This window comes from Pantoea sp. F_5 (genome assembly GCF_008631595.1).
GTDB classification, from domain to species: domain Bacteria; phylum Pseudomonadota; class Gammaproteobacteria; order Enterobacterales; family Enterobacteriaceae; genus Pantoea; species Pantoea gossypiicola.
This window is the reverse complement of sequence record NZ_VWUO01000009.1, coordinates 178,598-195,842: the sequence shown is the minus strand read 5'-3', so window position 1 is coordinate 195,842 and position 17,245 is coordinate 178,598. Positions and strand designations below refer to the sequence as shown.

General features: G+C 57.2%; 18 protein-coding genes and 1 pseudogene. 7 read left to right on the top strand and 12 right to left on the bottom strand.

All coding sequences use genetic code 11. The annotated features are described in order from the left end of the window. Positions 1-67: 67 nt before the first annotated feature. Both F3I44_RS14125 and F3I44_RS14120 read right to left on the bottom strand, forming a co-directional pair. Positions 68-586 carry a GNAT family N-acetyltransferase gene (locus F3I44_RS14125; protein ID WP_150012131.1) on the bottom strand — a complete coding sequence of 173 codons (519 nt, stop codon included), beginning with the start codon at positions 584-586 and terminating at the stop codon, positions 68-70. After that, positions 583-1,146: a helix-turn-helix transcriptional regulator gene (locus F3I44_RS14120; RefSeq protein WP_150012133.1), complete on the bottom strand. Its 564-nt coding sequence runs from the start codon at positions 1,144-1,146 to the stop codon at positions 583-585. Before F3I44_RS14120 ends, F3I44_RS14125 begins: the two co-directional genes overlap by 4 nt. Positions 1,147-1,295: 149 nt before the next feature. Between F3I44_RS14120 and F3I44_RS14115 the strand changes: the two genes are divergently transcribed. Then, positions 1,296-2,030 carry a MerR family transcriptional regulator gene (locus tag F3I44_RS14115; protein ID WP_150012135.1) on the top strand — a complete coding sequence of 245 codons (735 nt, stop codon included), beginning with the start codon at positions 1,296-1,298 and terminating at the stop codon, positions 2,028-2,030. Between the two features lie 176 nt (positions 2,031-2,206). On the opposite strand, the gene F3I44_RS14110 is transcribed toward F3I44_RS14115, so the two are convergent. From F3I44_RS14110 to F3I44_RS14095, 4 genes are read right to left on the bottom strand one after another with little or no spacing between them, the layout of a single operon-like run. After that, on the bottom strand, positions 2,207-2,938 hold the full coding sequence (locus F3I44_RS14110) for an ABC transporter permease (RefSeq protein ID WP_033782410.1): 732 nt from the start codon (positions 2,936-2,938) through the stop codon (positions 2,207-2,209). Further along, positions 2,926-3,873, bottom strand: a complete 948-nt coding sequence (locus F3I44_RS14105; protein WP_150012137.1) for an ABC transporter ATP-binding protein — start codon at positions 3,871-3,873, stop codon at positions 2,926-2,928. Before F3I44_RS14105 ends, F3I44_RS14110 begins: the two co-directional genes overlap by 13 nt. After that, positions 3,866-5,041, bottom strand: a complete 1,176-nt coding sequence (locus F3I44_RS14100; protein ID WP_150012139.1) for an ABC transporter permease — start codon at positions 5,039-5,041, stop codon at positions 3,866-3,868. The genes F3I44_RS14105 and F3I44_RS14100 overlap by 8 nt, the downstream gene beginning before the upstream one ends. Positions 5,042-5,044: 3 nt before the next feature. Next, positions 5,045-5,956 carry an ABC transporter substrate-binding protein gene (locus F3I44_RS14095; RefSeq protein WP_150012141.1) on the bottom strand — a complete coding sequence of 304 codons (912 nt, stop codon included), beginning with the start codon at positions 5,954-5,956 and terminating at the stop codon, positions 5,045-5,047. A gap of 306 nt (positions 5,957-6,262) precedes the next feature. Here F3I44_RS14095 and F3I44_RS14090 point away from each other — a divergent pair, with 306 nt between their 5' ends. The 3 genes from F3I44_RS14090 to nadS are packed head-to-tail and all read left to right on the top strand — an operon-like array spanning position 6,263 to position 8,398. Beyond that, the gene (locus F3I44_RS14090) at positions 6,263-7,738 is read left to right on the top strand and encodes an MFS transporter (protein ID WP_150012143.1); all 1,476 of its coding nucleotides are present in this window, start codon (positions 6,263-6,265) and stop codon (positions 7,736-7,738) included. Between the two features lie 55 nt (positions 7,739-7,793). After that, on the top strand, positions 7,794-8,105 hold the full coding sequence (locus tag F3I44_RS14085; RefSeq protein ID WP_150012145.1) for a type II toxin-antitoxin system RelE/ParE family toxin: 312 nt from the start codon (positions 7,794-7,796) through the stop codon (positions 8,103-8,105). Next, positions 8,105-8,398: a NadS family protein gene (gene nadS, locus F3I44_RS14080; protein ID WP_150012147.1), complete on the top strand. Its 294-nt coding sequence runs from the start codon at positions 8,105-8,107 to the stop codon at positions 8,396-8,398. The genes F3I44_RS14085 and nadS overlap by 1 nt, the downstream gene beginning before the upstream one ends. 139 nt (positions 8,399-8,537) lie before the next feature. Here the strand turns inward: nadS and idi are convergent, their stop codons facing one another. From idi to F3I44_RS14065, 3 genes are all read right to left on the bottom strand, one after another. After that, on the bottom strand, positions 8,538-9,080 hold the full coding sequence (gene idi, locus F3I44_RS14075; RefSeq protein ID WP_150012149.1) for an isopentenyl-diphosphate Delta-isomerase: 543 nt from the start codon (positions 9,078-9,080) through the stop codon (positions 8,538-8,540). 146 nt (positions 9,081-9,226) lie between these two features. Next, on the bottom strand, positions 9,227-11,122 hold the full coding sequence (locus F3I44_RS14070; RefSeq protein ID WP_150012151.1) for a methyl-accepting chemotaxis protein: 1,896 nt from the start codon (positions 11,120-11,122) through the stop codon (positions 9,227-9,229). A 190-nt stretch (positions 11,123-11,312) separates the two neighbouring features. After that, a complete protein-coding gene (locus F3I44_RS14065; protein ID WP_150012153.1) occupies positions 11,313-12,422 on the bottom strand; it encodes a suppressor of fused domain protein in 1,110 nt (369 codons plus the stop codon). 347 nt (positions 12,423-12,769) lie between these two features. Between F3I44_RS14065 and F3I44_RS14060 the strand changes: the two genes are divergently transcribed. The 3 genes from F3I44_RS14060 (at position 12,770) to arsC (ending at position 14,972) form a co-directional block, all read left to right on the top strand. Then, positions 12,770-13,123, top strand: coding sequence for a metalloregulator ArsR/SmtB family transcription factor (locus tag F3I44_RS14060; RefSeq protein WP_150012419.1), 354 nt, complete (start codon positions 12,770-12,772; stop codon positions 13,121-13,123). An 88-nt stretch (positions 13,124-13,211) separates the two neighbouring features. Further along, on the top strand, positions 13,212-14,495 hold the full coding sequence (locus tag F3I44_RS14055; RefSeq protein WP_150012155.1) for an arsenic transporter: 1,284 nt from the start codon (positions 13,212-13,214) through the stop codon (positions 14,493-14,495). Positions 14,496-14,543: 48 nt separating this feature from the next. Then, positions 14,544-14,972, top strand: a complete 429-nt coding sequence (gene arsC, locus F3I44_RS14050) for a glutaredoxin-dependent arsenate reductase (protein ID WP_150012157.1) — start codon at positions 14,544-14,546, stop codon at positions 14,970-14,972. A 65-nt stretch (positions 14,973-15,037) separates the two neighbouring features. On the opposite strand, the gene arsH is transcribed toward arsC, so the two are convergent. The 3 genes and pseudogenes from arsH to F3I44_RS14035 all read right to left on the bottom strand — a co-directional run bounded on the left by arsH (position 15,038) and on the right by F3I44_RS14035 (position 17,212). Next, on the bottom strand, positions 15,038-15,760 hold the full coding sequence (gene arsH / locus F3I44_RS14045) for an arsenical resistance protein ArsH (protein ID WP_370452850.1): 723 nt from the start codon (positions 15,758-15,760) through the stop codon (positions 15,038-15,040). After that, a pseudogene (locus F3I44_RS14040) lies at positions 15,757-16,021 on the bottom strand (ArsR/SmtB family transcription factor). The gene arsH and the pseudogene F3I44_RS14040 overlap by 4 nt, the downstream one beginning before the upstream one ends. 318 nt (positions 16,022-16,339) lie before the next feature. Further along, positions 16,340-17,212, bottom strand: a complete 873-nt coding sequence (locus F3I44_RS14035) for an oxygenase MpaB family protein (protein WP_150012159.1) — start codon at positions 17,210-17,212, stop codon at positions 16,340-16,342. Between the last annotated feature and the right edge of the window lie 33 nt (positions 17,213-17,245).

Sequence of the window (17,245 nt, the reverse complement as noted above, 5' to 3'; positions counted from 1 at the left end):
CGTCAGCTTTCGCGCCGAATTTTTCGTGCGCCGTCGTAAAATTCAACGGTTGTCCGACGGCGGTGTTTTACGCCAGCACTTTATACATGTAGGTCGTGGCATCCAGCACGCCTGCGGTGGATTCAGCATAACAGGGAATCGACCCCGCCACCTGCCAGCCCAGCGATCGATAGAGGTCGCTCGCAACATCGCCGCTGCGCGTATCCAGCACCAGCAGGGTTTTACCCTGCCCGCGGGCCAACTGCTCGGCACGCTGCATCAGTTCACGGGCGATACCCTGACGACGCGCCTGCGGATGCACCAGCAGCTTGCTGACGTCGGCCCGATGGCGACCATTTGGCATCGCGCTGCGACTGAGGATCACCGTCGCCACAATCCGCTTGTGCTGACGCGCCACCAGCAGTTCGCTCTCCCCGCTGGTCAGACTGGCCACCCGCTGCTGCCAGAAGCGTGTCATCACCGCCACATCGGCGGCATCCACGAATCCGACACTGGCTCCATCGGCCACGCAGGCCTGAAGAACCGCAGTCAGCGCCCCCATCTCCTGTTGTGCCTGTTCAGTTGAAAGCATTTGATAATCGATCATGGTTTTGCCACCGCCAGCAGATAGTGTGCGCCTTCGGTCAGATGTGCCTCGAAAGCTGATTTTCCGGTAAGGTGAAAACGTAAACAGTCACCGGGCTTCAGCGTCCACTGCTGTTCGGCCACCGACACGGTCAGGCCGCCTGCCTGAAGCAGGATATGTTGCTCCAGTCCCTGAATGGGTGGCGCATCATAATCAATGCGCGCACCAGGCCGTAATTTGCCCTCTACCAGCTCGCATCTAAAATGAAGTGCGGGCGGTGAAACATTGCGGCGGATAAAACCGCTGGACGGGTCATGCCAGACCGGTTGCTGATCATAAGGCACCAGCAGACTCGACGCTTCTTCTACCTCACTCAGCAGGCGAGACATGGTTAATCCGTAGGCGGCACACAGTCGATTAAGCAATGCGGCAGTAGGGCTGGTCTCGCTTCGCTCAATGCGCGATAATGTCGCGCGACTGATGCCGGTGGCGACAGAAAGTTCATCCAGAGACCAGCCGCGTTGCAGGCGTAATTCTGCCAGCCTTACCGCCAGTCGTTGCTCCGTATTCAGCTCCGGCATGGTATTTTCTCATATAAGGGAAATATTCTCTTAAATGAGATATAGCTGAAAACAGGCGTATCAGTCAAGTTGTACATTGCGAAATGTATTGTACAACTTAATTTGCTTCGTTATGGTAATCGCACTCAGACCAATCGAAAGAGGCATTTATGACCTTATACAGTATCGGTGACGTCGCCGAGCGCTGTGGCATAAACCCAGTCACCCTGCGCGCCTGGCAGCGTCGTTATGGCTTGCTGAAGCCACAGCGCACCGAAGGCGGGCATCGTCAGTTTGATGAAGAAGATGTACAGCGCATCGAAGAGATCATGCGCTGGATTGAAAGTGGCGTGCCGGTCGGTAAAGTCAAGGCATTGCTGGAAGGGGGCGACGTTGATGCCCATGATGGCTGGACCACACTGCAGGATGAGCTGATCAGCGTTCTGCGTCACGTCAGACCCGCAAAACTTCGTAACAAAATTGCCGCGATTGGCCGCGAGCATCCGATTGATGCGCTGATCGACCACGTTTTTATGCCGGTGCGCCAGAAGCTGAGTCTGGACCAGAACACCGCCCGTACCATGTGCAGCCTGCTGGATGGTCTGCTGATTGATTATGTCGCGTTCTGCCTGACGGGCAGCCGCAAAAAATCGGGCAAGGATGCGCTGATTATTGGCTGGGGTATTGAGGATCGCACCCGCATCTGGCTGGAAGGCTGGCGTCTGTCGCAGCATGGCTGGCGGATTGATGTACTGGCCGAACCGCTGGACGTGCCGCGTCCTGAACTCTTTCCCGGCATGAACATGTTTGTCTTTACCGGTAAAAAACTGACCCGTCGCCAGCAGGAACAGCTGTCACACTGGCAGGAACAGGGCTATTCCGTGCGGTTGCACGACCCCGCCTAGATAACAAAAACGCACGCCGGGCGCTTTGCCTGCTGCCTCGCGCGCGCTATTATCCCCGCCTCACTTTTAACACGCTCAGGTTTCACTCATGAATGTCAAAAAAGCCTTTTTCGCCACGCTGTTTTTCATTATGGCTCTCGGCGGCACCAGCGGTCTGATGCTGGTGGGGTACTCTCTTATTGTTCACTCACGCTAAGCCAGCGCTGCAGGCGTTCAAACAGGCGATCGCTGACGATGGCCAGCAGCGCCACCAGTAGTGCTCCCTGAATCACATAGGCTGTATTAAACCCGCTCAGGCCGATAATCACCGGCGATCCCAGACTTTTCGCGCCCACCGTCGAGGCGATAGCCGCGGTGCCGATGTTAATGATTACCGACGTGCGTATCCCGGCGATGATCACTGGTGCAGCCAGTGCCAGTTCAATCTGCCACAACCGCTGCCAACTACTCATGCCGACCCCGATGGCAATCTCCCGGCTGCTGGCGGGAACACTATCAATGCCCGCCAGCGTACCCTGTAAAATCGGCAGTAATCCGTACAGCAGCAGCGCCACCACCGCCGGCCACGCGCCAAAGCCCATTACCGGTACGGCAATCGCCAGCACCGCTACCGGCGGAATCGTCTGCCCCGCCGCCACGATAGTTTCCATCAGAGGCCGGAAAGCGCGGCCTGCTCGCCGGGTCACCAGCACGCCACTGCCAATGCCAATAACAATGGCCAGCAGGCTGGCGGTGACTACCAGGAACAGATGCGCCAGCGTCAGCTGCCAGAAGCTCTCCTGCTGATAGAGTGGCCGCGCCAGTTCCGGAAACCAGCGGTGAAACAGCGGCCCGCTGTAAGGCATCAGGGTCAGCAGCGCGCCGTAAAACAGCACCAGCCACAGCAGCGGATCCCTTAGCCTGCGCATGTTAAGCCCTCGCGCAGTTGCAGCAGGTCACCAAAGTGGAGCACGCCCAGCGGCTGCTGCCGATCGTCCACAACCGGCAGCTTATCGGTGCGCCGGGCGATAAACTGCGACAGCGCGTCCCGTAGCGTCAGCGCCGCAGCGATCGGTTCGCCCGCCAGCCACTCGCCGCGCCGGACGGCATTACCGACCTGTTCCAGCGACAGCAGCCGGACGCCCATCTCGCTGCGGCCAAAGAAGTCGCGCACAAAGTCATTTTTCGGCTGAGTCAGCAGCTCTGCCGGTCTGCCCTGCTGGACAATTTCACCGTTGTCCATCAGCACAATGCGGTCCGCCAGCGTCAGCGCTTCGTCGATGTCATGCGTCACCAGCACGATAGTGCGGCCCGACAGCCGATGAATACGCAGCATCTCCTGTTGCAGCACGCCGCGCGTCACCGGATCGAGCGCGCCGAACGGCTCATCCATCAGCAGCACTTCCGGGTCAGCCGCCAGCGCCCGCGCCACACCTACCCGCTGCTGCTGCCCGCCGGAGAGCTGATGCGGATAGCGATTCAGCAGCTGCGCGTCAAGGTTCAGCAGCGCCAGCAGCGCCGCGATGCGCTCATCGATCTGCGCTCTGGACCAGCCCAGCAGGACCGGCACCGTGGCGATATTCTTCCGCACCGTCCAGTGCGGAAACAGGCCAATCGACTGAATGGCATAGCCCATGCGTCGGCGTAATGTGCGGGCATCGAGCTGGCGAACCGACTCACCGGCAAAGCGGATGTCACCGCTGTCGAACTCCACCAGCCGGTTGATCATTTTCAGCGTGGTCGATTTGCCGGAGCCGGAGGTGCCGAGAAGTACGCAGAACTCCCCCTTTGCCACCTGCAGCGACAGATCTTTTACCGCCGCTTTGCCGTTAAAGGCGCGGGAAACGCCGTCAAACTCAATCATCTTTTCTCTCCAGCAGTGAGATCAGCAGGCGGAACAGCGCATCAATGACGACCGCCAGCGCAATCACCGGGATGACGCCCAGCAACACCAAATCCAGCGCACTGCTTAACAGCCCCTGAAAAATAATCGCGCCAAAACCGCCCGCGCCAATCAGCGCCGCCACCACCGCCATACCCAGCGTCTGCACCACGACGACACGCAGGCCCGCGAGCCAGACCGGCAGCGCCAGCGGCACATCCACCGCGATAAACTGCTGCCAGCCGCTCATGCCCGTGCCGCGCGCACTTTCGCGCACCTCATGCGGCACCTGTTGCAGCCCCACTACCACGCTGCGCACCAGCGGCAACAGTGCATAAAGCACCAGGGCGATCAGCGCCGGAGCCATACCTATGCCGCTGATACCCCAGTCACCGAGCCACGGAAAATGCTGAGCCAGACCGGCCAGCGGCGCAATCAGCAGACCAAACAGCGCCACCGACGGCACCGTCTGAATCACATTCAGTACACCGAAGACACTTCCCTGCCAGCCGGGCCGCCGGAACAGCATGACGCCCAGCGGCAGCGCAATCATCAACGCAGGCAAGACGGTACCGGCCAGTAGCGTAAGATGACGGCTCAGCGCCGCATCAAACACCGCGTGGCGGTTAGCATACTCTTTCAAGAGTGAGAGATCGGCAAGCTGGCCACTGAACAGCAGCAACAGCGGCAGAAGCCAGACCTGCAGATTAAGCAGTAGCTGTGCCAGCCGATTCGGGGTCAGCTGCCGCACCTGATCGGTGATAAGCAGCAGGATTAGCGCACCGCTGCACCACAGGCCACTGGCAAAACTGGTGCGTGCCAGACGGCTGCCCTGCTGACTCAGCAACGTTGCCTGATGACCGCTGAGCCAGATGATCGCCGCCAGCATCAGCTCAGCCATCAGCAGCGCCACAATCAGCGTGGCGCGCCCCGGCGGACGCCATAGCAGCAGCCAAAGCGTCACCAGCGGCAGCAGTAACAGTCCGAAGCGGTTAATCTGCCAGCCCATCAATGGTTCACCCGCCACCAGACGGTTCGGGGCGAAGTTAAGAAATGGCAAAGCCACCAGCGCCAGGCTCAGGAGCGTCAGCAGCAGCAATGCCACCGGCTGCTGAGCCGGACGGCGTATCGCGTCCCGCGATATCTGCATCGGTTACAGCAGCTTTTTCTGCTGCAGCCACTCGGTCGCTACGCTGCTGGCATCCTGACCGTCGACCGCGATTTTGGCGTTGAGCTGTTGCAGCGTCTTCTCATCAAGCGCGCTGAACACCGGCTTCAGCCAGTCGGCAATCTGCGGATAGGCTTTGAGGACCGATTCGCGGATCACCGGCGTCGGCGCGTAAATGGGCTGAACGCCTTTGGGATCGCTGAGCGTCTGCAGACCCAGTGCTGCTACCGGACCGTCGGTGCCGTAGGCCATCGCCGCGTTAACGCCGGAAGTCTGTTGCGCTGCAGCGCTGATGGTCACAGCAGTATCGCCGCCCGCCAGCGACAGCAGCTGATCCTGCTTGAGGTCAAAGCCATAGGCTTTTTCAAAGGCCGGTAAAGCATCGCTGCGTTCGATAAATTCGGCTGAGGCGGCCAGCTTGAAGGTTCCGCCCTTTTTCAGAAAGGCGCTGAGATCGGCCAGCGAAGTGAGCTGGTTCTTCTCCGCCAGGTCTTTACGCACGGCAATGGTCCAGGTGTTGTTGGCCGGAGCCGGTGTCAGCCACACCAGATGGTTTTTCTCCGCATCCAGTTTCTTCACCTTTTCATAGCCTTCCGCGGCATTCTTCCAGGCGCTGTCTTTTTCATCGTTGAAGAAGAACGCGCCGTTGCCGGTATATTCGGGGTAGATATCGAGCTCGCCCGCCGTGATGGCACCGCGTACCACCTGCGTTGTGCCGAGCTGGATTTTATTGACGGTTTTTACGCCGTGCTTTTCCAGCACCTGAAGGATTACGTTGCCCAGCAGTGATCCTTCAGTATCAATTTTGGAGCCGACCCGCACCGGATCCGCCGCCTGTGCCATCCCCATACTGAGCAGCAACGCGCTGACTCCTACCCAACCCCGAACTCTGACCATGGCCTTTTCCTTATCGCAGTCTGTTGTTTTTAGATGATTTTTTCGCGTGATGACGCGCAAGGCGCGGGACGCCTTAGCGTTGAGCCTGCTCGCCTGCCGCTGAGAGGGAGACTGACAAGGCGTACAGCGGAAATAATCTGCCTTAAAAGCGTAGCCTGGCGCAGCGGTGATGCAGCTGACTTTATCGCAAATTAATAACAATTTGGGATAAAAAAATTATTATCAATAACCGAAATGAATTTACGTCTGGGCGTCTAAACGGCTATTCTCGAAAATCTGTTTTTATAATAAAAGACGTACAACATCATGTCCGACCTGACCTCTTCCGCCCATGTGGCAACCGTAGGGAGTTCGCCCGGTGGCGAAACACAGTGGATTCGCAGCGCAGCTGACGTCTCCCGATTAGTGAACAGCGGCGACAGCGCCCGTAACAATGCCCGTATTGTGGTGGCGATTGCGCTGGGAGGCGTGTTCCTTGACGCCTACGACCTGGGCGCGCTGGCGTTTGGCATTAAAGACATCACGCGCGAGTTTAATCTCACTCCGACCGGCACCGGCATGGTCGCCTCGGCCATCACCTTCGGCGCAATCATCGGCGCGCTTATTGGCGGCTATCTCACCGACAAAATTGGCCGTTATCGGGTCTTTATGGCCGATATGTTCTTTTTCGTGGTGGCCGCCATCGCCTGTGCGTTTGCCCCAAATGAGTACGTGCTGGCTGGCGCGCGCTTTGTGATGGGACTGGGCGTCGGGATCGATCTGCCGGTGGCGATGGCATTTCTGGCGGAGTTTTCTAAGCTGCGCGGCAAGGGAAATAAAGCCGCCAGCGTCGCGATGTGGTGTCCGACCTGGTACGCGGCGATCAGTATCTCTTATCTGCTGGTACTGCTGCTCTATGCGGTGCTGCCGGAAAGTCACACTGACTGGCTCTGGCGGCTGATCCTCGGTTTTGGGGCCGTTCCGGCGATGGTTATCATCGCCATCCGCAGCCGTTACATGAGTGAATCGCCGGTATGGGCGGCTAATCAGGGCGATCTGAAAGGCGCCGCCGCGATTTTACGCCGTGCCTGGAACATCAACGCGCAGGTAGCACCCGACGCCGGGCTGACCGCTGCTACACCCGTGCGCAAGGCGAGCTGGCGCAACTATGGCGCACTGCTGCAGGGCGTTTATCGCCGCCGCACCCTGCTGGCAACCATCACCTCTGTCGCCTCGTCATTTGCCTATAACGCAGTGGCGTTTGGTCTGCCGGTAATCATCTCCAGCTTGTTTGCTCAGTCAATGCTCACCACCATTCTGGTGTCGCTGGCGTTGAACCTGCTGTTCGCCTTTGTCGGCGGGATTCTGGCGGTGCGACTGGTGCCGCGTCTGGGTGCGTGGAAGATGTCGGTGGCGGGGTATGGCTGTCAGTGCGTGGCACTGCTGGGTCTGGCGCTGATTGGTCGTCCGGAAGGCGGTCAGGAAGCCGCACTGGCGATCGGCATGCTGGCGCTGTTCCTGTTTGGTCAGGGTTTCGGGCCGGGTTCGCACACTATGACCTTTGCGTCGCTGAGCTACCCGACTTCGCTGCGCGGCGTGGGCGTCGGCTTCAACCAGACGCTGATGCGCGGCAGTTCAACCGTTTCGCTGTTTCTGTTCCCGGTGCTGGTCGCGGCGCTGGGTACTGGCGTGTTCTGGGTGATCTTCCTGGCCCCGCTGGCCGGACTGCTGGCGCTGCTGGCGATCCGCTGGGAACCATCGGGCTATGATGTGGATGCAGAGGATTTCACTGTACGTCATTGACTTACCCCCTTCGAATGATAAGATGACCCATAAACTACGCCATTGACGTATAGCTATGTTATTTATTGAAACTCCAGTTTTCACGGAAGATGTAAAGGAACTACTCAGCGATGATGAATATCGTGAGTTTCAGCAATTCATGGCCGACAATCCCCACTGGAGTGATGTTATCCAGAATACGGGCGGTCTGCGTAAAGTCCGCTGGGCTGCCAAGGGCAAAGGTAAGCGCGGCGGCGTTAGGGTGATCTACTATTACAAGGTCTCTGACTCACAAATCAGGCTGCTGCTGATTTATAAAAAAGGCGTCCAGGATGATTTATCCGAGGATGAAAAACATCTGTTAAGGGCGTTGAATGAGGGCTGGTAATGGACAAGAAACTGTTTGAGCGTTTGAAAGAAAGCATGACGCAGATGAATGAAATTGTCGAAGGCTCCCGAGAGCCTTCCCGCGAGACTACGGTCACTGCAGTTAAAGTCAAAGCGATCAGAAACGCCACAGGTCTTTCACAAAGCGGGTTCGCTAAGCTGATTTCTGTAAATGTGGACACGCTGAAGAACTGGGAACAGGGACGACGTGAGCCAACCGGCCCGGCGAAAGCATTACTACGGGCCATAGAGCGCGATCCGAAGCACGTCATCCCGGCTCTGGCGGATAAATAGACAATTGAGAAACCGGCGTGTACCTCTCTGTAAGCAAAGCAGAAAGGCTTTCAGAACATGAATCAGTCGCAGGACCCGCGATAACAATAATACCTGACTTCTCTCACCCACGATTAAACCGCACCCCGGTGCGGTTTTTTTATGCCGTTACGGCCGGGAAAGGAAACTGCGCCAGATAGTCCGGGATACGCGGGAAGGTATGCAAAAACCACGGCGTGAACTGCTGTGGCTGCTGCTGCATCTGCTGCTCAATCAGCGCCATCGGACGATAATCGAAGGCATCGGCTTCCTGCGGATTCAGCTGCGGCAGGCTGTCGCAGACGGCAAAGAAGACATGGCCATATTCATGCTCGGTCAGGCCGTTGCTCAGCTTCAGGTTATAGCTCAGCTCAAATACCGGCGTCAGCGTCACGATCATCCCCATCTCTTCACGCAGACGGCGCTCGGCGGCGTCGCGGGTCGATTCATGCGGATAAGGATGGCCACAGCAGGTATTACTCCACAAGCCACCACAGTGATATTTATCGCTGGCACGCCGCTGCAGTAACAGCTCCTGCCGGGGATTGAAGACGTAGACCGTCACCGCGCGGTGCAGTAATCCTTTTTCATGCACTTCCAGCTTTTCCATTTTGCCGGTGGGACGATCGAGGTGGTCAACGAGGATAACTTCAATAGCAGACATGGCGTTTCCTTGAGATTATTCCCAACTATTCTGGCACAGAATAAGCAGTCTGGGGGGAACATCGCGGAATTTTTGCGCGTGTCAGGCGGAGATAAGCAGATGAAGCAGAGAGAAAATCAGGCCAGCAATGCTGGCCTGACGAAGGATTACAGGCGGAAGCTCTGAACCACCTGCTCAAGCTGGATGCTCTGCGACTCCATCGCCTGTGCGGCAGCAGAAACCTGCTCAACCAGCACGGCGTTCTGCTGTGTGGTGCCATCAAGCTGAGTAATCGCCACGTTAACCTGTTCGATACCCAGGCTCTGCTCGCGGCTGGCTGACATAATTTCGCTCATCAGGGTGGTGACACTGCTTACCCCCTTCATCAGCTCATCCATGGTCTGGCCCGCCTGCTCAACCAGCGCGCTGCCGGTATCGATGTTTGCCACCGACTCTTCGATTAACTTTTTAATCTCACGCGCCGAGTTGGCTGAACGCTGCGCCAGGTTGCGCACTTCTGAAGCGACCACCGCAAAACCACGACCCTGTTCACCGGCCCGGGCGGCTTCTACCGCGGCGTTCAGCGCCAGGATATTGGTCTGGAAGGCGATGCTGTCGATCACGCTGATGATATCGACCACTTTACGGGACGAGTGATGAATCTCACCCATGGTGGTGACCACCTGACGAACCACCTCCGTACCACGCGCGGCCACCTGCGAGGCATCGCCCGCCAGCTGGTTAGCGTGCGTTGCGTTGTCGGCGTTCTGACGCACGGTGCCGGTCAGCTGCTCCATCGACGCGGCCGTTTCAACAATCGAGCTGGCCTGATCTTCGGTACGGGAGGAGAGATTGGCGTTGCCGCTGGCAATTTCGCGCGATGCGGCAGTAATCGCCAGCGCGCTGTCGCCCACCTGCTGCAACAGTCCCTGCAGATAGCTGATGAACTTGTTGAAGCTCTGCGCGACGGCGTTGAACTCCGGGCTGTTGCTGGCGGGCAGACGCTGCGTCAGATCGGCACCACCGGTCGACAGCGCTTCGATGTTGCTGTTCAGCACGTTAAGACGTTTCATCATGGCGCGGACAAAGCCCAGCGACACCAGCAGCAGGATCACCGCCAGTGGGATCTGCACCAGGCCCAGGCGGGTCAGCATGTTGTGCGACTGCGCTTTCAGCAGGCTGGTTGGCAGGCTGCTGGCGAGATACCACGGGCTGCCAGGAATGGCCTGCACGAACAGGGTCTGCTCGCCCTCGCTGCTGTCATAGGTGGTTTCCAGCGGCTGATTGCCAACACCGTTCAGCAACGTTTTCAGCGGTGCGGCCATCGGCATCTGCACGTTAGCCAGGTTTTCCAGCTTCGGCGCGGCATTGACCAGCGCGCCATTGCCCACGACTTTGCCGTCGGCTTCGACGATCAGCACATTGCCGTGAATGGTTTCACCCATCTGCTTCGCCAGCTGGTTGAAGAACCCCAGCGTCACGTCGATAGTGGCGACTCCCCAGGCCGAGCCATTGCGGTAGATAGCCATAGCGCAGTTGGTACGCGGCTGCGGGCTGGCAGCATCCTGATAAGCTTTTGCCCAGGCACACTGCCCTTTCGCGGCAGCCAGGCCATCTTTGTACCAGGGTTGTTCCCAATATTTATCGGCGGCGTCGGAGTTCCAGTAGGTGTTGACCTGCAGTTCATTACTGGCATTACGGGCAAAGAAGCTGCTGTTTTTCTCTTTGGCCGGATCGCGACGGTTTGGCAGTGGCCAGATACCGCCACCAAACACGTTGCTGTCCTGATACTGGTTTACCAGCGTCGGTAACAGGGTGTCGATAGTGGCGCTGTCCATGACAGAGGCGGCTTCGGTAATCGCACGCTGCTGTGCCTGCACGCGGTTCATCTGTTCAACGATGCCGGAGGCGAGTGAGTCGACCTGATAGCGGACCAGACGACTTTCGCTGTCGACCAGTTGTGGCGCGACAAACTGATTGATGACCCAAACTGTAACGAGTAAAAGCGCAACAAAGAACGCGATCATTGTTGCGGTGAAGCGGGATTGTGTTGTTTTAAACATCTTTGTTCCCCTGAACCTGGTGCGGCGCGATTGCCTGATCGGGTTAACGGCTCGCTTAACGGGAACTTGAGATGAGCGGGATCTCATATTAGAGAAATGTTTGATTTGTGTGAAAATTTAATTTCATGGCGGTACTATCACGTCCCCGACGGTTGCCGGGGATTGCCTGAGCAGGCGCGTCATGACTGGCCTATTCTTCGGAATTGATCACCTGCTGGCGCGGACGGAAGACGTGATCATTGCCCTCCGCTGTTAACAATTCCCGTAACTTCTGGCCGCCATGTTCATCGGCCTGCGCGAACTGACGCTCTGCTTCGGTGATCGGCGTGGTCCAGAGCAAAGTCGGTCGATCGCCATCGCGCTTGGGTAGCTTAAACTGCGCCTGTTCGGTTGCCAGTTCATTCGCCAGCAGGAAGCTTTCAAAGCCGACCGGTGCCACTTCCGACGCCAGCGTGTGGCCCTCTCCGAGCCAGGTGAGCCGCGCCCACGGCAGATGCACGAACTCCGCCAGCGCGCTCGCCATCTGCACCGCGTTGCCTTCGGTCATGATTTCACCGTCAACCGCCATGCCCAGCTCGACACGGCGATACTGCGGTGCCAGCTCATCGAACAGATAATCGACCTGCGGCATGGGCCGGATACTCATGCCAAGCGTCAGAAAAACCCACACGCCCTGATGCCAGTGCTGCGAGATCGCCATCGGCGGCCAGCTACCCTGATCGATCGCGTAATACTTCACAGACTCGCCAAAATGCGCCTGATAGCAGGCCATGAGATCCTGCTGGACCCTGTCCCACTCGCTGCCGTCGTGCCATTCGCGCCAGAACTGACGCTGATGCTCCGCCCGGGCATAGTAGTCGTTAGTTGATGCCGACCCCAGCGGGGCCGTCAGCCGGTTCTTTTTGATGCAGCCCGCAGAGAAGCTCACCTGCTTCTCCTGATAAAGACTCCAGCCGGGGATTACCGCCAGCAGCTGGCCGTAATACCACAGCGCTGCGCCATCATCAGAAGGCTCCCACAGCACCTGCAGACCCGCCGGGTCCAGCGCGGGTTCCGCCTCCAGATTACGGCAATACTCAGCGCTGAGCAGTGGCGCGATGCCCTGCTCCATCGCCTCACGATCTTCCTGTGCCGGTGCGGGCAGCAGGTTTCTAAGCCAGCAGCCGCGCACCGCATACTGACTGCGGAACAGGTCGGTCGGCCAGATGTAAAAATAGGCGGTGCGCTCATCCTGTTCGACAATGGCGGTCAGGGTGCGCTGCTGATTGTGGACTTCAGCAATCAGGGATTTGTACGTCATAGTGCCTCGACAAAGCCTGGAGGAATCCATTTTCCCCGAGAATAGAGCAGGATCCTGGCTGCCGCACGCTGAGACAAGGGTAAAAGTCTCAAAGTATGGGGATGATGGTAGGGAGTAGGGGTATTGATGAGATGAGGCACTTTAATAGTATGGCCGTTATTAGTTTCAAAGGCCGCTATGAGCGAAAAGCGGACATTGAGCGATCACACCCTCCCGTCATAAACGTTCGGTCATATTGCAGGAACAGAAAATGGAATGGGCCCAATATATGCACCTTTTCGAATATATAGTTGATCGTCAATCTTTACGCAGCGATACTGCTTGTTGTTTCATACCCAGGAGTTGTCATGGTTCAGCTTAATCCTCTTCAGCTTTTCAAAGCGTTGTCTGATGAAACACGACTCAGTCTTGTGCTGTTACTGCGGGAAAAGGGAGAGCTTTGCGTCTGTGAACTCACATCCATTCTCAGGGAAGCTCAGCCAAAAATTTCCCGTCATCTTGCATTACTCAGAGACAGCGGCCTGCTTATCGACAGGCGTGACGGCAAATGGATTCATTACCGGCTATCACCACACATGCCCGCCTGGGCTGCAGCTGTAATTGAACAGGCTTATCTGTGTCAGCGGGATGACATTATGCATCTCAGCCAGCAGGCTGAGCGGGACAACGCAACGACTAACGGCAAGCCTGTCTGCATTTAAAATTTGACCATACATATATGTATTTGCATATATATATTCTTGATTTCGCTGTGCCCATTCTGACAGGTGTAGTATCAGAGGAGATAGTATGTTTCTGGCGGGTGCGATTTTTATTCTGACGCTGGTACTGGTTATCTGGCAGCCGAAAGGACTCAGTATTGGCTGGAGTGCCGTTATCGGGGCCGCGCTGGCTTTGCTGACCGGCGTGGTGCATATCGGTGATATTCCGGTTGTCTGGCAGATTGTCTGGAACGCCACGGCCACGTTTATTGCTGTCATCATCATCAGCCTGCTGCTGGATGAGTCCGGCTTTTTTGAGTGGGCGGCACTGCATGTTTCCCGCTGGGGTGGTGGCAGAGGGAGGCTGCTGTTCACGTATATTGTTCTGCTGGGCGCGGCGGTGGCGGCGCTGTTCGCCAATGATGGCGCGGCGCTCATCCTGACGCCAATCGTTATCGCCATGCTTCTGGCGCTGGGCTTTAGCCCCGGTGCCACGCTGGCATTTGTGATGGCAGCCGGATTTATCGCGGACACGTCCAGCCTGCCGCTCATCGTATCGAACCTGGTTAACATCGTTACGGCGGACTTCTTTAAGCTGGGCTTTAGCGAGTATGCCTCTGTCATGGTGCCGGTAAATATTGCTTCCGTCGCGGCCACGCTGCTAATGCTGCACCTGTTTTTTCGCAAAGACATCCCGGCAACCTATGACCTGGCCAAGCTGAAAACGCCACGGGATGCCATCCGTGACATGCGCACCTTTAAAACCGGCTGGCTGGTGCTGCTTCTGCTGCTGGCTGGCTTTTTTGGTCTGGAACCACTCGGCGTGACGGTAAGTCTGGTAGCGGCGGTAGCTGCATTTATTCTCTGGCTGGTTGCCCGGAAAGGGCACGCTATCGACACCCGGAAGGTGCTGAAAGGTGCGCCCTGGCAAATAGTCATTTTCTCGCTGGGCATGTACCTCGTCGTGTATGGCATGCGTAACGCCGGACTGACAGATTATCTCTCTGCCGCCCTGAACCGCTTTGCGGAGCACGGCGTATGGGGTGCCACCCTGGGCACCGGTTTTCTGACGGCCTTCCTGTCATCGGTGATGAACAACATGCCCACAGTGCTGATTGGTGCGCTCTCCATTGACGGCAGTACCGCTCAGGGTGTGGTGAAGGAGGCGATGATTTACTCCAACATCATCGGCTGCGATCTCGGTCCGAAAATCACCCCGATCGGCAGCCTGGCAACCCTGCTGTGGCTGCACGTCCTGGCGCAGAAAAACATCACCATCAGCTGGGGCTATTACTTTCGCGTGGGCATCGTGATGACCCTGCCTGTGCTTTTTGTGACGCTGGCTGCACTGGCCTTGCGCCTGTCTTTCTAACTTTAATCCGGGGCTGTGTGTGCACAGCGCCTTAACGGAGCATCACTTATGACTGGCATAACCATTTACCACAACCCCACCTGCGGGACGTCGCGTAATACACTGGGACTTATCCGCAATAGCGGCGCAGAGCCATCGGTGATTCTGTATCTGGATACACCACCTACCCGCGACGAGCTGCAAAAGCTGATTGTGGATATGGGGATCAGCGTACGCGCACTGCTGCGCAAAAATACGGAGCCGTATGAAAATCTGGGTCTGGCAGAGGACAGGTTCAGCGATGACGAACTGCTGGATGCCATGCTGGCTCACCCCATCCTCATTAACCGTCCGGTAGTTGTGACACCTCTCGGCACAAAGCTCTGTCGTCCGTCTGAAGCGGTTCTGGACATTCTGCCTGACCCGCAGAAAGGGGCATTTACGAAAGAAGATGGTGAACAGGTCATTGATGAATACGGGAATCGCATCAGTCACTGACTCCGGGGCATCCAGCCGGCAGTACAGAAGATGTAAAAATAGAAGCCGGCAGATGCCAGCTTTTTTTATATGCTGCGCTGGTTGACCCGCTCTGAGAGCTGCGCAGCGCTTTCTTTCCTTTCGCTGTAGCGATCGGTCAGGTAATCACTGCGTCCGCGCGTCAGTAGGGTGAATTTCATCAGTTCCTCCATTACATCAACAATGCGATCATAATAGGGAGAAGGCTTCATGCGACCGTCTTCCTCAAACTCAGCCCAGGCTTTTGCCACGGATGACTGATTCGGGATAGTGATCATACGCATCCAGCGGCCGAGGATTCGCATCTGGTTGACGGCATTAAATGACTGCGAGCCGCCACTGACCTGCATAACGGCGAGAGTTTTTCCCTGAGAAGGCCGGACGGCTCCGGACGTCAGGGGTATCCAGTCGATCTGGGCCTTCATGATACCGGTCATGGCACCGTGACGTTCCGGCGAGCACCAGACCATACCTTCCGACCAGAGAACCAGCTCGCGCAGTTCCACAACTTTCGGATGCGTTTCCGGGGCATCATCAGGCAGCGGCAAACCGGACGGATTAAAAATTTTCACCTCTGCGCCCATGCCCATCAGTAGCCGGGCGGCTTCTTCCGTCGTCAGTCGGCTGTAAGAACGTTCCCGCAACGAGCCGTAGAGCATCAGGATACGGGGCGGATGTGCCACTTCTTTGGGACGCAGTTTCTCTTCCATCATCAGCGCGTCCAGAAGTGTGGGATCAATGTTTTTCAGGGTATCGTTCATGTTTTTCATAATGAGGTCTCTTCATGAGTCGTCGCGGATGACAGGCTGCAACTAACGCCTGCACAGCATTCTTCTGTCAGAAAGTCCATCAGCTGTTCAAGCTGCGCATAGCACGGTCTTCAAAACAGGGTACGGCTCTGCCGTTCCTGGCTAATCAGGCACAGAAAGGTGATGGCTGAGCGTGGACGCCGGAATGCTGAGGCGCTTCTGCAGTTCTCCGACTGGCAGGCCATCATGGCCCGCCTTAACCAGCTCCCGATAAATGCCCAGGCGCGTCGGGTGTCCTAATTCTCACAGTGCGTTTGCTGCTGTGTTTAAATCCATACATCCTCCATAACAATACTTCCAGAATAATGGAAATAATGATGAAGTCAGACAGGCGCGAAATGGTTGTATTTGAGCGATCGTTAAAGCTGAAAATCCGCTTCTGGCACAAAGCGGACGTTGGTATCTAACCCAGGCAGCCTATTAAGATTCACCTATTAAATTGACTGATCAAACGTGCCTATCCGAACCCTTGGAACAATTACTGCGGTTCCATCATTTCTTAACAGGCGACAACTTCCATTTTTTTAACGGCGAGTACTCTCACCCCAGCCGCCCCACCCTCACCATTGCCCGATACCACGCCCCGCGCTGAATTGACCATCTTAACCCCACCGCAATCGCATTAATCTTCTGGTCAATAAGCGCCTGCTGAAAGCGCCCTATCTCACGGCCAGACATCGCCTGCGCCCACGCGGGCATCAGCCCGAATCCCGACTTCAGCATGATTTTCATCACCGGTTTCGCCTGCCAGCTCGGTGCAGGCGCATTCATCAGCAATCGCGTCACTTCGGCGGTGCGTTCATCAAAGCGCAGCTCCGGACGCATCTGTTGCAGGTAATCCGCCACATCGACAACGCTTTTCGGCACCTTCTCTGCGCCCAGCGCTTCGGCAATGAGCGCAGCTTCCTGATAGTACTGATCCTGCTCGGCGCGGGTAAGCTGCGGATTTTTGTAGCGCAGATGAGCCGCCAGAAAACGGCTGGTCTCCGCCACATGCACCCAGGTCAGCAGATGCGGATCGCTGGCGGCATAGGGTTTGCCCGCGCTGTCGACGCCGCTGACTTTCAGGTGAATGCGTTTCACCCGCTCGATCAGCGTCTGTGCATCCTGCGAATTACCGTAGGTGGTGACGGCGATAAACTGGCTGGTGCGGCGCAGACGGCCCATCATATCTTCGCGAAAATTGGAGTGATCCCAGACGCCCGCCAGCGCCGCCGGATGCAGCATCTGCAACAGCAGCGCGCTGATCCCGCCACACATCATGGCGGTGAAGTCACCGTGGACGCGCCAGATCACGCTGTCCGGGCCAAACAGGCCGGGATCGCCAGGCGGTTGGGAGAGGTCAAATTCATTCATCGACAGGCCGTTAAGGCGGAAGACCTGCTGCTGAATGCGGTCACGCAGATTAATCATGGCGGCTCGGATAGTGGATATGATGCGGCGCGC